The organism is Halomonas sp., from assembly GCF_029263665.1.
Lineage (GTDB): Bacteria > Pseudomonadota > Gammaproteobacteria > Pseudomonadales > Halomonadaceae > Halomonas.
This window is the reverse complement of record NZ_JAJUFQ010000020.1, coordinates 72,048-86,941: the sequence shown is the minus strand read 5'-3', so window position 1 is coordinate 86,941 and position 14,894 is coordinate 72,048. Positions and strand designations below refer to the sequence as shown.

The window sequence follows — 14,894 nt, the reverse complement described above, 5'->3', positions numbered from 1 at the left end:
TGCCTACCAGAGCGGTGTGGCAGGGCTGGCGGCCAGCGACAAGGCCAAGGAAGTCGCCCGTGGCCAGCAAGGCACGGGGCCCAACCAGTGTCAGGCTGGCCTGTTCGTCGCCGAGGCTCAGGACTTCCTGGCCGACGAGGCGCTGCAGGCTGAGGTGTTTGGTTCGACCTCGCTGGTCGTGGCCTGCGCCAGCCTCGATGACATGCAGCAGGTGACCGAGCACCTGGAAGGTCAGCTCACCGCCACCCTGCAGATGGACGATGGCGATATCGATGCCGCGCGTCGCTTGCTGCCGACCCTGGAGCGGCGTGCCGGGCGCGTGATGGTCAACGGCTGGCCCACCGGCGTCGAGGTATGTCACGCCATGGTGCATGGCGGTCCGTATCCGGCGACTTCCGATGCTCGCACCACTTCTGTCGGCAGTGCAGCGATCTACCGCTTCCTGCGCCCGGTGTGCTACCAGAACCTGCCCCAGGCGTTGTTGCCCGAGGCGCTGCGGGATGGCAACCCGCAAGGCGTCAGCCGTCTGGTCGATGGCAAGCGCGAAGGCTGATGAGGTAACTGGCCCGGGGGATAAAGATTCCCCGGGCTTTTTTTATGGCGGATGGTTACAAGAACAAGGAATTCATGATGAAGATGACACGTCGCACCGTTCTGTCATACGGGGCCGCTGGCGTCGCCATGGCAGCTTTTGGCAAGGCTTTTGGACAGTCCTTCGCTTTTACTCCCCATCAGCGTTATCCAGACCCCGCCGTGCTGATCCTGGACCCCAGTTTCTCCAAGTATCGAATTTTCTCGGCAACGGTCGAGCAGCTCGGCACAGGAATGCGCTGGGCGGAAGGGCCTGCCTATTCCAGGCAGGATGGTGTGCTGCTGCTGTCCGATATTCCCAATAATCGCATCATGAAATACGACGAAGCTGACGATACCTTCAGTGTCTTTCGCGAACCCGCGAACTTCTCCAATGGCAACGTCTTCGATGCAGAAGGTCGCTTGATCACCTGTGAGCATTCCGTGACCCGGCGTGTCGTGCGTACGGAAAAGGACGGCAGTCAGACCGTATTGGCCGATCAGTATCAGGGCAAGAAACTCAATGCACCCAACGATGTCGTGGTCAAGTCGGATGGCAGTATCTGGTTCACTGATCCGCTGTTCGGCATCAATGGCAACTATGAAGGCGAACAGGCCGAGCCGGAGCAGGAAACCACCAATGTCTATCGTATCGATACGGATGGCACCCTGACAGCAGTGCTCACGGACCTGGTCAATCCTAATGGCCTGGCGTTTTCCCCGGATGAGAGCAAGCTCTATGTAGTGGAATGGAAGGGCACACCCAATCGCAGCATCTGGAGCTACGACGTTGCCGCTGATGGCACCCTGGGCAACAAGGCCAAGCTGATCGACGCCGCGGATTTCGGGGCGCTCGATGGCTTCAAGGTGGACCAGGATGGCAACCTGTGGTGCGGCTACGGTAGCAATGGGGCACTTGCAGAAGAGCCTACCGAAGTGTCGGGTCGCAAGGTGTTTACCCTGCAAGGCCAGCCGGAAGATCTGGACGGGGTGATGGTGTTCAATCCCGAAGGCAAGCCGATCGGTTTTATCCGCCTGCCCGAGCGTTGTGCCAACCTGGCCTTCGGTGGTCCCAAGGGCAATCGGTTGTATATGGCTTCCAGTCATTCCCTGTATGCGCTTTATGTGAATACCCAAGGGGCGGCGTGAGCTCTACAGGGGAGGGGGAACCTGTCCGTACTGGAATGGCCTGGCCATCAGTCGCGATAGCGCAGTGTTTCGACCAGCAGCGAGAAGGCGGGAGACGCCTGACGGCGATTCGGGTAATAGAGGTGGAATCCCGGGAAAGGCAGGCACCATTCGTCCAGGACCTGAACGAGGCGTCCGCTATCAATATGCGGACGCACCATGTCCTCCGGCAGGAAGCCGACGCCGATCCCGTTCAGAATGGCTGTCAGTATCTGCTGCGAGTTGTTGACGATGAGCTGACCACTGACTTGGACGTTAAACTCTCGACCGTCCTGTTCGAATTCCCAGGCATACAGGCCACCATGAGTGGGAAAGCGAAAATTGATGCAATTGTGTCGCGTCAGGTCATGCGGCGTTACTGGCTCAGGGTGGCGTGAAAAGTAATCAGGGGTGGCCACCACGATCAGGCGTATATCCGGCCCGATGCGGGTTGCGATCATGTCCTTGGCCACCTGCTCGCCGAGACGCACGCCAGCATCGAGGCGCTCAGTGACGATATCGCTCAGGCCATCGTCAATCTTCAGTTCGACCTGAATGTCGGGATACTCGGCAAGAAATGGCGTCAGCTTGGGCATCAGGATGGTGTCGGCTGCCAGGCCGCTGGTGGTGATACGGATAGTGCCGGAAGGCGTGTCGCGTAACTCGTTCAAGGAAGATAGCCCGGATTGAATCTCTTCGAAGCAGGGCCCCAGGCTGTGGATCAGTCGTTCGCCGGCCTCGGTCGGCGAGACGCTGCGCGTCGTGCGTGCCAATAGGCGAATTCCCAGCCTTTCCTCCAGGCCTCGGATCGTGTGACTCAATGCCGATTGGGAGACGCCAAGTTCCGCCGCTGCTCGGGTGAAGCTGCCTTTTTCTGCCACCACCAGGAAAGCGTAGAGGTCGTTGTAGTTCTCGCGAGACATTGATGAGTGCCTTTCATGAATTCTGTATTTCCAAGCATATAAGCATGAACCGGCCAGGTTCATCATCCTGGCGAGGTCGTTATCGCCCGATCAATCTTCAAACACTCGATTCATCATGAGATTTCGCACCAAATCGGTGCGTGCCGATCTTTCAGAACTGCCATCCGCTGGTAGTGCCGATATCTCCTATGTGTTAACCCGTCTGGCGATATTCATGAATTGAATTCATGACGGCATGTTGGTTATGCCGATAATACAAGTGCCTTGTGACTGCTAATGTGAAGGGTATTTGTAATTTGCATGGCATGTGTAATTTGAACGGCATATGGGCCGACGGGCATGCCGGCAGCGGATCGTATTGTCGCCGGATGCCACATCATGAGGGGAAGATCATGATCACACTGAATATCAACGGCCAGGCGCAGGAAGTCGATGTCGAAGGGGATACACCCTTGTTATGGGTATTGCGCGACACGCTCCGGCTCACTGGTACCAAATTTGGCTGTGGGATGTCGCTGTGCGGGGCTTGCACCGTTCATGTGGATGGCAAGGCGACGCGCTCATGCATGCTGCCGGTATCCGCGGCAGTCGACAAGGAGGTCGTGACCATCGAAAGCATTGGCGATAGCCAGGTCGGAGAGGCGGTACAGGAGGCCTGGCAGCGTCTTGATGTGGTGCAGTGTGGATATTGCCAGTCTGGCCAGGTCATGAGCGCTGTTGCGTTGCTGGAAGAGAACAAGGCGCCATCGGACGAGGATATCGATAACGCCATGGGCGGCAATGTCTGTCGCTGTGCCACCTATGTCCGCATTCGGGCCGCCATTCATGAAGCGGCCGAGTCGCTGGCCTGAGGGAGAGAACATGACCCGACACATCGAGAACGAAAGTCGTCGACGCTTCCTGAAGGGCTCGGCGGGGCTTACCTTGGCACTCTACATGCCATGGAGCATGGCACAAGGTACCGGCTCCGACGGTACCAATGGTGCGGTGGAAACTCAGGACTTCGAGGCCAATGCCTTTCTGCGCATTGACGAAGATAACAACGTCACCGTGATCGCCAAGCATCTGGAGATGGGGCAGGGCACCTACACAGGGCTCGCCACGCTGGTGGCCGAGGAGCTCGATGCCGACTGGTCCCAGGTCCAGGTCGAAAGCGCCCCCGCGGATGCCAGTCGCTACAACAATCTTCACTGGGGACCGAACCAGGGCACCGGTGGCAGTAGTGCCATCGCCAATTCCTGGGAGCAGTTGCGTCAGGCCGGAGCGACCGCTCGTGCCATGCTGGTAACGGCAGCGGCACAGCAGTGGCAGGTGCCTGCCGAAGAGATCACTGTCGAGAAAGGCGTGGTAAAGCACTCGGCCTCGAATAATGAAGCGAGTTTCGGAGAGCTTGCCAGCGCTGCTGCCGGGTTGCCGGTGCCGTCCGACGTGGCGCTCAAGGATCCAGCCGATTTCACCTTGATCGGGAAACGCATTCCACGCCAGGACAGTGCTGACAAGAGCACGGGGCGTGCGGTGTTCACCCAGGATATCCATTTGCCTGACATGCTCACTGCTGTGGTGGCGCATCCGCCGCGCTTCGGTGCCAAGGCAGGTTCCTTCGATGCGACGAAGGCCCGCGAGGTAAAAGGCGTTGTCGATGTGGTCGAGATTCCTTCCGGGGTAGCGGTATTGGCCCGTGACACTTGGAGTGCCAAGAAGGGGCGTGATGCATTGAGCGTCGAATGGGACGAGGCCGATGCCTTCACTCTCGGATCCGAACAGATTCTCGAACGCTTCCAGGCATTGGCCGAATCGCCGGGGACGGTGGCGGAACAGCGGGGCGATGTCGAGGCAACGCTCTCTGAAGCGGCACAGACGCTGGATGCCACCTATGACATGCCTTATCTGGCCCATGCCGCCATGGAGCCGTTGAACTGTGTGATCCAGCTGACGGATGAGGGCTGTGAGGTCTGGAATGGCGACCAGATGCAGACCTATGACCAGAGCGTTCTGGCAGAGCTGTTCGGGCTGGAACCGCAGCAGGTGCGTATCAATACGCTCTATGCCGGCGGCAGTTTCGGGCGGCGTGCGGCCAAGAAAGCGGATTACATTCTCGAAACGGCGCATATCGTCAAGGCCATCGATGGCCGGGCACCGGTCAAACTGGTATGGCTGCGCGAAGATGACATGCGTGCCGGCAATTATCGCCCGATGTTCCATCATCGGCTGTGGGCGGGGCTGGACGAGCAAGGCCAACTGGTGGGCTGGCGCCATCGCCTGGTCGGACAATCCGTCGCCGAAGGTTCTCCCTTCGAGGCGATGATACAGGACGAGATTGATCCTACCTCGGTGGAAGGGGCTTCCAACCTGCCTTACGCCATTGCCAACTTTCAGGTGGAACTGCATACCCCGAGTGATATTGGCGTTCCCGTGCAGTGGTGGCGCTCGGTGGGCTCGTCACATACCGCCTTCTCGACGGAGTGTTTCATCGATGAACTGGCGACAGAAACCGAGAAGGACCCTGTCGCCTGGCGCCTTGAGATGCTGGCCGAGCATCCCCGCCATGCTGCTGTTTTGAAGCTCGCGGCAGAAAAGGCGGGGTGGGAGTCCCCGCTGGCAGAGAACGAAGATGGTGGGAGGCGCGGTCGGGGTGTGGCAGTGCACGAGTCGTTCAACAGCTATGTTGCTCAGGTGGCTGAGGTCAGTGTCAGTGACGATGGGCAGGTGCGCGTGGATCGAGTGATCTGTGCGGTGGACTGTGGCATTGCCGTCAATCCCGATGTAGTGAAAGCACAGGTCGAAGGTTCGATCGGATTTGCCCTGACGGCTGTTCTATACGGCGAGATCACGCTGACGGAAGGCAAGGTGGATCAATCGAACTTCCATGACTACCAACCGCTGCGCATCGGTGCGATGCCGAGTATCGAGGTGCATATCGTACCCTCGGCAGAGGCGCCCACCGGGATTGGCGAGCCACCGGTTCCACCTTTGGCGCCGGCAGTTGCCAATGCGATCTTTGCTGCCACTGGCCAGCGCATTCGGCGCTTGCCGCTGGGTGACCAACTGGCGAGCTGAGCATGCAGCATCTTGACCTTCAAGTCATCGAGCAGGTACTGAGCTGGGCGCGCAGTGGCGAGACGGTGTGGCTATGCACGGTACTGGCCACTTATGGCTCCTCTCCGCGCGCCCCAGGGTCGATGTTGGCGGTGCGCAGTGATGGACAGCACGTCGGTTCACTGTCGGGAGGTTGTGTCGAGGAAGACTTCCTGGACCGGCTGCAGGATGGCGAGTTCGATACGCCCGTCACTGTGCTGCGCTACGGAGAAGGTGGCATCGACGCTACGGGAATTGCGCTGCCCTGTGGCGGCATTCTGGATGTAATGGTCGAGCGTTTGATACCTGAAGCCAGGGCGCTGGTGCACCTGGAGGTGCTGCTGGCCACTCTGCAAGGCCAGCAGCCTCTCGCACGCCGGGTCGATCTGACCAGCGGGGCCCGGCACTTCGTGGAAGATGACGGCATCGGAGCGCGGGTGATTCACGATACTGAACGGGCTGCGGTGCAGATCCGCCTGGCGCCAGTGGCGCGTCTGATCATTGCCGGTATTTCACCGGTCTCATTGTTCTGCGCGCAGTTTGCCCAAGGTCTGGGCTTCGAGGTGATCGTCTGCGATCCCCGCGAAGAGATGCTGGAAAACTTTGCTGTCCAGGGCGTCGAAGTACGCCCTGAACTGCCTTCACGTTACATCGCAGCAGGAGGCAGCCATGCTGCCACTGCCATCGTCGCCCTGACTCATGACCCGAGGATCGATGATCTGGCGATGATAGAAGCCGTGCGCACCTCAGCCTTCTACATCGGAGTGATGGGATCGCTGCGCACTTCCGAGAAACGCGCTGAACGGCTGCGCCGCTCCGGTGGGCTGAGTGACGACGACATTGCCCGGATACATATGCCTATTGGCCTGGATCTGGGCAGCAAGACACCCGCTGAGATAGCCCTGTCGGTCATGGCCGATATCCTGCGCGTCCAGCGTGGCAAGGCCCGTGGCGGGCTATAATGCTGGCCCTCCTAGCTGCCAGCTTTCTTTTCAGGACGCTGAATATGCAAGGCTATCGCTTTCCTCGGTAGTACTCGGTGCTTCAGAGGACGTGTCCGGCAAGCCAGCAAAATATTCATCGAAACGTTCCTGGGCCTGGTCGCCGAACAGTATTCGGCAGGCTTCCATCAGCCCGGGGGATTGGCGAATCTGCTCGTCGGTCGCCACCAGGGAGATCTTCGAACGACGACGCAGGAAGTCTTCGAGCCGTGTGATCATTTCGCGGCGTTGGGCCTGGTATAGCTCGCAACGCAGGTATTCGGTGCCTTCGATCAACAACTCGCCCTGACGCGGGTCCTCTCGAATGGCCTCGAGCATATCCATGGCCTGGGCTCCATAGCGGCGCCACAGACGAGTCGTCAGTGGTTCGCTGGATTCCGGTGAGGTCATGGCATCGAGGTTCATCAGCCTGGCCTGATGCAGGAAGGCTTTCTTGACCGCTTCGGGAGGCTCGCCATACCAGCGATAGTGAGGATGCGGGATCGTCACTCCCAGTTGTTTCACCTCATCGACAATCTCTTCTCCCACATTCAGGCAGTCGGTCAGCTTGCCGCCGAAGATACTGATGTGAGCGGTGCCGCTGTCAGTATCAATGGCGTGCTTGCGTGAAAGCTGCAGGAAGTCGCGGTCGTTGCCATTGCTGGCCTTGATGGCGAGAGGGCGGACACCGCAGCGAGTCGAGATGATGTCGCTTTTCTCGAGCGGCTTGTCCAGGCACAGGCGCTTGTTGATGTTGTCCAGGACGAAGGCGATATCTTCATCAGTGACATCGACTTCAGGGCTTTCCACGCGGGTGTCGGTCGTCCCGATGCAGGTGCGTTGCCCCATGGGAATCACGAAGAACAGTCGGCCGTCATCGGCGAAGAAGGCCAGCACGCGCTGGCTGTCGGTCAGGCGCGGCACGATCAGGTGAATGCCCTTGGAATAGGCATGATGGTGCTGGGTCTGTTGTCCGGTCAGGGCATTGTGCTGATCGACCCATGGGCCGGCGGCATTGATCAGTACCTTGGCACGAATCTCGAAGTTGGCTTCATCGTGGTTTCTTGCATCACCGCTTCTTTCATCACCGCGATCTCCGCGCATGACATCGCGAGCCTGGACGACCCAGGCACCGTTTTCACGACGCGCACCCAGCGACTCGACATAGTTGGCGGCCACGGCGCCATGATTCAGCGCGGTACGCACGAAGTTGAAAACGAAGCGTGCATCATTGTCATGCAGGTAGGCATCGGAGTACTCGAAACCACCGATGGCTTCGCGGGTATCGATGATCACTTCTTCTTTCTTGATGGCCGATGGTTTCAGGAAGCGTGGCAGGCGCGTGAAGCCATTGCCCATCAGCCAGTAGAGCCAGGTACCCGCCCATAGATAGCGTGGCGGGTAGCGAAAGCCCTCGGCGATGGTGGTCAGGAAACGGATCTCCTGGACGGTGGAGGGGAAGCTCTTGATCAGGTGGTTGCGGCTCTTGCACAGCTTACGGACCAAGGCGAAATCGTGGCTTTCCATGTACTTGATGCCTCCCCACACCAGATTGGAGGAGTGCATGCTGGTACTGCCGGCGAAATCACCTCGGTCGATCAGTCCTACCCTGACACCCTTGCCGGCCAGGGCCGCTGCTGCAGAGGCGCCATTGATGCCGCCGCCGATGACCAGGACATCGAATGTCTCGCCGCTCAGCTTGCGAATATTGCTGTTGCGCAGTTGCATAAGTTACTCCATGTCCTCCAGCTCCCACTCCATGGTGCGCCGCACGGCCTTCTTCCAGCCCTTGTACTTGCGCTCGCGTTGTGTGGCATCCATGTGTGGCTCGAAGGTGCATTCCAGCTTGCCCTTGTCGATGATTTCTTCCTTGGTCCACAGACCCACGGCGATGCCCGCCAGGTATGCAGCGCCCAGCGCGGTGGTTTCTGTCACTTGAGGACGATCCACGTTGACTCCGAGCATATCGGCCTGGAACTGCATCATGACGTTGTTGGCCACAGCGCCTCCATCGACACGCAGCGATTTCAGCGGAATGACCGAGTCCGCCTGCATGGCGTCGATGATGTCTCGAGTCTGGTAGGCCAGGGACTCCAGCGTGGCCCGGGCGATGTGCTCCTTACGCGTGCCACGGGTGATGCCGAAGATGGCGCCGCGGGCATACATGTCCCAGTAAGGAGCGCCCAGACCGGCGAAGGCCGGAACCACGTAGACACCGCCGGTGTCCTCGACCTTGCTGGCGAAGTATTCCGAGTCTTCCGCCGAATCGATGAGCTTGAGCTCGTCGCGCAGCCACTGTACGGCTGCGCCAGCGATGAAGATGGCGCCTTCCAGGGCATACTCCACCTTGCCATCCATTCCCCAGGCGATCGTGGTGAGCAGGCCGGACGTGGAAGGCACCGGGGTTTCCCCCGTGTTCATCAGCAGGAAGCAGCCTGTACCGTAGGTATTCTTGACCATGCCTTCTTCGAAGCAGGCCTGGCCGAACAGGGCGGACTGCTGGTCACCGGCGATACCGGCAATGGGCATCTGGGCGCCTCCGAACATCTCGGCATCGGTGGTGCCGTAGACTTCGCTGGAGGGACGAACCTCCGGTAGCATGGTGGACGGGATGCCCAGCTCGTCGAGCATGCGTGCATCCCATTCCAGGGTGCGGATGTTGTAGAGCATGGTGCGTGAGGCATTGCTGTAATCCGTCACATGGCGCTCGCCGCGAGTCAGGTTCCACACCAGCCAGGTGTCCATGGTGCCAAACAACAGATCGCCACGTTCTGCCCGCTCCCGAGCACCCTCGACATTGTCGAGAATCCAGCGAATCTTGGTGCCCGAGAAGTAGGCATCTGCCACCAGGCCCGTCGTCTCGCGAATATAGTCTTCCAGGCCGCGAGCCCTGAGCTCATCACACAGGGAGGCGGTGCGCCGATCCTGCCAGACGATGGCGTTGTATACCGGCTTGCCGGTGTGTCGGTCCCAGACCACGGTCGTTTCACGCTGGTTGGTAATGCCAATGGCGGCGACTTCGGAAGGCTTGATCCCTTGTGTTTCAAGGACTTCACGGGCCACGCCCATCTGGCTGCCCCAGATTTCCATGGCATCGTGCTCGACCCAGCCAGGCGTCGGGTAGTGCTGGTTGAACTCCTTCTGAGCGATGCCCACGATCTGAGCATCACGGTCGAAGAGGATGGCACGGCAGCTGGTGGTGCCCTGGTCGAATGACAGAATGTACTGTTGTTGCATGGAACGGTTCCTCGGAAAAGTCGCTTGATGACCGCGAAGGTTGGGCTTCGAAGCCGTCATCATCCGTTGTGCTTCAGGGCGGTTCTACGGCTCGAGTCGTGTTTGCTTGAGTCGCGTTTTTCGGTCATGACACTGACGGCCAGGCACATCACGAGCACGACCAGTCCTGCCAATAACGCCAGTGGATTGCCATCAACGAACACGTGGCGATAGAAGAGGGCTCCTGCGATACCCCCGATCAGCGGTCCGACGACGGGAATCCAGGCATATTTCCAGTTGGAGCTGCCCTTGCCGGCAATCGGAAGGAAGAAGTGCGCCAGGCGTGGGCCCAGGTCGCGAGCGGGGTTGATGGCATAGCCGGTGGTGCCGCCCAGTGACAGGCCAATGGCGAGGATCAGCAGGCCGACGATCAGCGGGTTGAGGCCTTCGGTAAAGTCGTTGGCGCCAATGGCGAGTACACCCAGTACCAGAATGAAGCTGCCGATGATTTCGCTCATCAGGTTCGCTGGCGTGTGAGGGATGGCGGGATCAGTGCAGAACACGGCCAGCTTGGCTCCCTGGTCTTCGGTGGCCTCCCAGTGTGGGTAGTAATGCAACCAGACCACGACTGCGCCAATGAAGGCTCCCATCATCTGGCCCAGCAAATAGACCGGGACCTTGGCCCAGGGAAATTCTCCGATCACTGCCAGGCCGATGGTGATCGCAGGATTGAGGTGGGCGCCGCTGAACTGGCCCACTGCATAGATCGCCATGGCAACCCCGAGGCCCCAGCCAAAGGAAATGACGATCCAGCCGCTCGCCTCGGCCTTCGAACGCTTCAGAACAACTCCGGCGACAACGCCGCCGCCGAAGATGATGAGAATCATGGTGCCAAGTATCTCGCCGATGAAGGGGGTCATGAGGGGCCTTTTCTTGTCAGTGTTGGATATTCTGAAAGTTCGGAATAGAAACCTAATGTGCGATAACGAACATTTCAACACCTGATGAAAAAAGACCTGGTGAAACGAGGGCATTCGTTTGATTTTAATTTAATTTTCTTGTTTTTATACTTTTGTCTATGTAGTGATTGATGATGAAAAACGAAAGAGATCATGTGTTGTTTTGATCAATAGTGATCATCGTGTTCTATTTTGAACCTGAGCTGGGCGCCTCTGGGCGATCGCTGGGTTGACCTGATCGGTTTCGGGAGACCATTCATCGCCAACCCTGATCTGCCGGAGCGTCTACGCCAAGGCCCGTGCCTGCCGCGATGCAAGGCTCGACATGAGTCGAGTGGGTTGAAGTCAGGGTTGAAACAGAGGGGGGAAACAGGGGTTGAAACAGGGGTTGAAACAGGGACTGCAGAAGGCCTGCGACATCGCTGTGGAATGGGCTGTCGCAGGCGCATCGGTATCGTGATTCACTCAGCTATTTTCGTTTCGTGGAGATAGCGCCAACGCGGCTTGTCCTGATCCAGCTCCATCATCACCACTGACCAGCGTGTCAGGACTTCTCCGGCATCGTGATGCGTTTCCCGGTATCGGCACACCACGCCATGAGGAGCATCGAGCAGCATCTTGTATTCATCAATGACAATGCGCAGCTCCGGGCGACGCCCGGCGTTGTTGTGGAACAGCTCCCTGGTCAGGGAAAAGTCCACCACCTGGCCCCTTATTGTCACCATGGTGAAGTCTTCGCTGAAGCTGGCGAGAAGCTTCTCCAGGGAGGTGGCATGCTCGGAGCTGCCGGTGAAGACGTCTTCGATCCATTGATGGATTTCCATCACACTGCGGTATGCGATCAACTCCTTTTGGGACTGCATGAGGGCTCCTGATGTCTGCTGAGCTGAGAAAGGTTGAGCAAGGGGAGTAACCCCAGCGAGGCTGCCACCAGAAAGGTGACGTGGTAGGCCGACAGCGTCGTGGTCTGCTGTTGCAGCAGGTTGAAGATAAAGGTGGCAATTGCCGCCCCGACACTGAACGATATCTGGCGATTGAGATTCCAGATGGTACTGGCTCGAGCGAGCTTCTCATTGTCGAAATCCAGCATGGCCGTGGTTTGTGCGGTGTTCGCGCCAATTCCGCCACCAGCACCCATCAGCAGATAAGCGGCGACCAGCAATGGCAGAGAGGTGTTGCGGGTCGGATCAAGCAGTGAAAGTAGGGCAATGCCCAGAGCATGCAGCACCAGTCCGGTGACAAACAGCGGCATGGCTCCGGTGCGGTTGTAAAGCCGTCCACAAGCCAGTATGGCAAAGAAGGAAGTCCCGGCATAAAGCACCATCAGCAGCCCTGATTGTCCGGCTGACCATTTCAGTACTGTCTGAAGATAAAAGATGTTCAATAGATTCACGCCGGTAAAAATACCGGGAATGGCGTGATAAATGATGACCGAGAGGCGCATCCGGGCGTTGTTAAGCAGACTTAAATCGAGAATCGGATCTTGCTTGTTACGGTAATGTCGCCAATAGAGGTGGGCGCAGAAAGCCCCCAATATGACGAGTCCAATAGGCATGCTTTTAGTAGCAGAGTCGGCATACAGAGACAGTCCAAGCAGTAGTGCTGCAAGCGACAGGCTGACCAGTAGCAGCCCCTTTATATCCGGGCGTCGAACGATGCTCTTTCCTGGCCTGATCCAGAGCAATGCTAGAACAGCAGCCACAAGGCTAAGCGGAATATTGCTCAGAAATACCCAGCGCCAGGAAAAGTGATCGACAATGGCGCCTCCGACACTGGGAGAAAAGGCTGGTGCAATCAACGCTACTGTCATGACCAACGTGGAGATTTTCGCTCGCTCGTGCTTCTTGAACAGGTTAAGGGTAAGTGCCTGACCAACAGGGATCAGCAGTCCACCACCAAGCCCTTGAATAAAGCGGGAGAGCACGAGTAAGGAAAAGTGATCGGATAGTCCAGAAAAAAGGGCACCCAATGAAAAAACCAGCATGGATGCCATGAGGGTCAGACGCTCCCCAAGAAGACCGGCCAGCCAGTTGCTGACAGGAATGATGAGAGTGAGTCCAAGAATATAGCTATTGGCTACCCAGGTGATGCTGGATTCAGAAATCTGCAGTTCATGGGCAATATCCGGAAAAGCAATTGCCGACATGAAGATGTTGATGCAGTCGATAAAAAAACCGAGCAAGAAAATCAAAGCAATACGATAACGATATGTCATTTTAGGCCTCCGGCGTGAAGTCTAATGTGGCTTGACCGAAAGCGTCGACTCAATTACTTTAAACGTATCGTTTACTTATTATTAACATCCGATGCATAATCATTTGAATCGCATTCAGGCCTTTTTATCTGTGGTGGATAGCGGATCATTCACTCGTGCAGCAGAACGGCTTTTCATTAGCAAGGCGATGGTGAGTATTCATGTAAAGTCACTGGAGGAGGCGCTGGGCGTTCCCTTGCTTATTCGCAATTCCAGAGGGATTTCCCTGACGGAATCCGGAGAGGCGCTTTATCATGACTTTAAAGAAATATTTGCCAATATAGAGGCATCGCTGGAAAATGTTGCGAATATTCATCGCTCACTAAGCGGTGAATTGAGGATCACTTCCACAGCAGAATTCGGCGAGAATTTTGTTCTACCTCTGGTAGGCAAGTTTTGCAAAGAGCACCCTGACCTCAATGTCAGCTATTATGCTGACTCTTCCCTGAACAACCTCGTCAATGAACGAATAGATCTGGCCATTCGTCTAGGAACATTGCGTGATTCTTCTTTGAAAGGTCGTAAGCTGGCGAGTTATGAAATCGTGATGGTGGCTTCCCCTCAGTGGTTGGAAGACAACCCAATTAAGCTGCTGGAAGATTTGAATTCAGCTACATGGATTGCGAACACCAATCTGCCAACACCCACGCAGTGGACATTACGCAAAAGCCATCAGCCGAATTTCGAGTTGCGCGCTGTTGCACGCTTCCACAGCAATGCAGCGTCCTCTACGAAGGTCATGGCCCGTTCGGGTATGGGGATTGCGATTCTGCCTGAATGGATGGTGCGGGAAGACCTTGCCCAAGGACACCTCGTGCGCTTGTTTCCGGACTGGTCCTTGCCTCGGCAGGATATCAGCGTCGTCTTTCCCGGGGATCACCGAGTGCGCCTGAAGTGCCGGGTGTTCATCGACTTCCTGATACAAAACCTGAAGATATAGATCAGCCGATACAGAACTGCGACGGCGGTGGCGCTGTCGTGTTTATCCTGGCGCTTTCTCGTCAGTCTGCTGTCTTGATGAGTTCCAGCACCTCGCGGAAGTGAGGATGCTTGCAGTCATGCAGCCATTCGAACAGCACCATTTCGTGGGTCACGATGGTCGCTCCAGCCTGTTCGAGGCGGTTCATGGCAGCTGCATGGTCCTCGGGGCGACGAGAGCCACTGGCATTGGTTACCACCCACACTTGTTTGTGTGCTCGGAGCAGGCCCAGCGCTGTCTGCAGCATGCACACATGTGCCTCGCAACCAGCAATGACCACCTGATCACCTTCCTTGCCGGCTTCTTCCAGTGCCTCGAGCAGCCCGTCCGCGCAGGCGTCAAAGTGCGTCTTGGCGAGAGTGTGGGTACATTCGGACTTCAGCGAGGCGATGTTCGGTCCAAGCCGAGATGGGTTCTGCTCCGTTCCCAGTACCGGAATGCCAAGTATCTGTGCTGCCCGAGCAAGGAGGCCGGCCACGGCCGACACTTTTGCCGCCTCGTGAATGGCGGGCATCAAGCGTGCCTGATAATCCACCAGTACCAGAACGCTGGCTTCCGCACTGATTGCATGCATCCTTTATCTCCAGAGAAGCTGATTCGTCTAGCCGAGTGGCTGAGAAAGTGAGCCAGGGTATTGATGACCACGACCGTTCTTTGCTTTGTTCGTTGGCGCTGTGATGAGGTTGGGCGAAGTCATAGTATCACCGGTTTCAGATGCTGGATGGGCCAAGGCGCATGGCCCATGTCGAAGATCCCCGGTGGTAATGTTGC

Annotated in this window: 12 protein-coding genes and 1 pseudogene; 6 read left to right on the top strand and 7 right to left on the bottom strand. The window is 57.5% G+C overall.

Annotated features, from left to right (window positions below):
• A pseudogene (locus Q1K07_RS17045) lies at nt 1-553 on the top strand (aldehyde dehydrogenase (NADP(+))); the annotation flags it as partial.
• A 74-nt stretch (nt 554-627) separates the two neighbouring features.
• Nucleotides 628-1,719, top strand: coding sequence for an SMP-30/gluconolactonase/LRE family protein (locus Q1K07_RS17040; RefSeq protein ID WP_300313699.1), 1,092 nt, complete (start codon nt 628-630; stop codon nt 1,717-1,719).
• Between the two features lie 47 nt (nt 1,720-1,766).
• Here Q1K07_RS17040 and Q1K07_RS17035 read toward each other — a convergent pair whose 3' ends face one another.
• A complete protein-coding gene (locus Q1K07_RS17035) occupies nt 1,767-2,660 on the bottom strand; it encodes a LysR family transcriptional regulator (RefSeq protein ID WP_300313697.1) in 894 nt (297 codons plus the stop codon).
• Between the two features lie 392 nt (nt 2,661-3,052).
• Between Q1K07_RS17035 and Q1K07_RS17030 the strand changes: the two genes are divergently transcribed.
• From Q1K07_RS17030 to Q1K07_RS17020, 3 genes are read left to right on the top strand one after another with little or no spacing between them, the layout of a single operon-like run.
• Nucleotides 3,053-3,511, top strand: coding sequence for a (2Fe-2S)-binding protein (locus Q1K07_RS17030; RefSeq protein WP_300313694.1), 459 nt, complete (start codon nt 3,053-3,055; stop codon nt 3,509-3,511).
• A gap of 10 nt (nt 3,512-3,521) precedes the next feature.
• Nucleotides 3,522-5,717: a xanthine dehydrogenase family protein molybdopterin-binding subunit gene (locus Q1K07_RS17025; protein ID WP_300313691.1), complete on the top strand. Its 2,196-nt coding sequence runs from the start codon at nt 3,522-3,524 to the stop codon at nt 5,715-5,717.
• Nucleotides 5,718-5,719: 2 nt separating this feature from the next.
• Nucleotides 5,720-6,697: an XdhC family protein gene (locus Q1K07_RS17020; protein WP_300313672.1), complete on the top strand. Its 978-nt coding sequence runs from the start codon at nt 5,720-5,722 to the stop codon at nt 6,695-6,697.
• Between the two features lie 30 nt (nt 6,698-6,727).
• Here Q1K07_RS17020 and Q1K07_RS17015 read toward each other — a convergent pair whose 3' ends face one another.
• From Q1K07_RS17015 to Q1K07_RS16995, 5 genes are all read right to left on the bottom strand, one after another.
• The gene (locus Q1K07_RS17015; RefSeq protein ID WP_300313669.1) at nt 6,728-8,443 is read right to left on the bottom strand and encodes an FAD-dependent oxidoreductase; all 1,716 of its coding nucleotides are present in this window, start codon (nt 8,441-8,443) and stop codon (nt 6,728-6,730) included.
• 3 nt (nt 8,444-8,446) lie between these two features.
• Entirely contained in the window at nt 8,447-9,952 is a 1,506-nt protein-coding gene (gene glpK, locus Q1K07_RS17010) for a glycerol kinase GlpK (RefSeq protein WP_300313666.1), read from the bottom strand.
• A 59-nt stretch (nt 9,953-10,011) separates the two neighbouring features.
• Nucleotides 10,012-10,851 (bottom strand): MIP/aquaporin family protein, encoded by an 840-nt coding sequence (locus Q1K07_RS17005; RefSeq protein WP_300313664.1) that lies wholly within the window; start codon nt 10,849-10,851, stop codon nt 10,012-10,014.
• A gap of 500 nt (nt 10,852-11,351) precedes the next feature.
• Nucleotides 11,352-11,753, bottom strand: a complete 402-nt coding sequence (locus Q1K07_RS17000; protein WP_300313661.1) for a hypothetical protein — start codon at nt 11,751-11,753, stop codon at nt 11,352-11,354.
• Nucleotides 11,732-13,105 carry an MFS transporter gene (locus tag Q1K07_RS16995; RefSeq protein WP_300313659.1) on the bottom strand — a complete coding sequence of 458 codons (1,374 nt, stop codon included), beginning with the start codon at nt 13,103-13,105 and terminating at the stop codon, nt 11,732-11,734. The genes Q1K07_RS17000 and Q1K07_RS16995 overlap by 22 nt, the downstream gene beginning before the upstream one ends.
• Before the next feature lie 103 nt (nt 13,106-13,208).
• Between Q1K07_RS16995 and Q1K07_RS16990 the strand changes: the two genes are divergently transcribed.
• Nucleotides 13,209-14,084 carry a LysR family transcriptional regulator gene (locus Q1K07_RS16990; RefSeq protein WP_300313656.1) on the top strand — a complete coding sequence of 292 codons (876 nt, stop codon included), beginning with the start codon at nt 13,209-13,211 and terminating at the stop codon, nt 14,082-14,084.
• Nucleotides 14,085-14,145: 61 nt separating this feature from the next.
• Here Q1K07_RS16990 and Q1K07_RS16985 read toward each other — a convergent pair whose 3' ends face one another.
• The gene (locus tag Q1K07_RS16985) at nt 14,146-14,697 is read right to left on the bottom strand and encodes an isochorismatase family protein (RefSeq protein ID WP_300313654.1); all 552 of its coding nucleotides are present in this window, start codon (nt 14,695-14,697) and stop codon (nt 14,146-14,148) included.
• Between the last annotated feature and the right edge of the window lie 197 nt (nt 14,698-14,894).

Excerpts from the sequence above, each read along its gene's own strand:
- Q1K07_RS17040 (WP_300313699.1), top strand. The coding sequence starts at position 628 with ATGATGAAGATGACACGTCGCACCGTTCTGTCATACGGGGCCGCTGGC.
- Q1K07_RS17035 (WP_300313697.1), bottom strand. The coding sequence starts at position 2,660 with ATGTCTCGCGAGAACTACAACGACCTCTACGCTTTCCTGGTGGTGGCA.
- Q1K07_RS17030 (WP_300313694.1), top strand. The coding sequence starts at position 3,053 with ATGATCACACTGAATATCAACGGCCAGGCGCAGGAAGTCGATGTCGAA.
- Q1K07_RS17025 (WP_300313691.1), top strand. The coding sequence starts at position 3,522 with ATGACCCGACACATCGAGAACGAAAGTCGTCGACGCTTCCTGAAGGGC.
- Q1K07_RS17020 (WP_300313672.1), top strand. The coding sequence starts at position 5,720 with ATGCAGCATCTTGACCTTCAAGTCATCGAGCAGGTACTGAGCTGGGCG.
- Q1K07_RS17015 (WP_300313669.1), bottom strand. The coding sequence starts at position 8,443 with ATGCAACTGCGCAACAGCAATATTCGCAAGCTGAGCGGCGAGACATTC.
- glpK (WP_300313666.1), bottom strand. The coding sequence starts at position 9,952 with ATGCAACAACAGTACATTCTGTCATTCGACCAGGGCACCACCAGCTGC.
- Q1K07_RS17005 (WP_300313664.1), bottom strand. The coding sequence starts at position 10,851 with ATGACCCCCTTCATCGGCGAGATACTTGGCACCATGATTCTCATCATC.
- Q1K07_RS17000 (WP_300313661.1), bottom strand. The coding sequence starts at position 11,753 with ATGCAGTCCCAAAAGGAGTTGATCGCATACCGCAGTGTGATGGAAATC.
- Q1K07_RS16995 (WP_300313659.1), bottom strand. The coding sequence starts at position 13,105 with ATGACATATCGTTATCGTATTGCTTTGATTTTCTTGCTCGGTTTTTTT.
- Q1K07_RS16985 (WP_300313654.1), bottom strand. The coding sequence starts at position 14,697 with ATGCATGCAATCAGTGCGGAAGCCAGCGTTCTGGTACTGGTGGATTAT.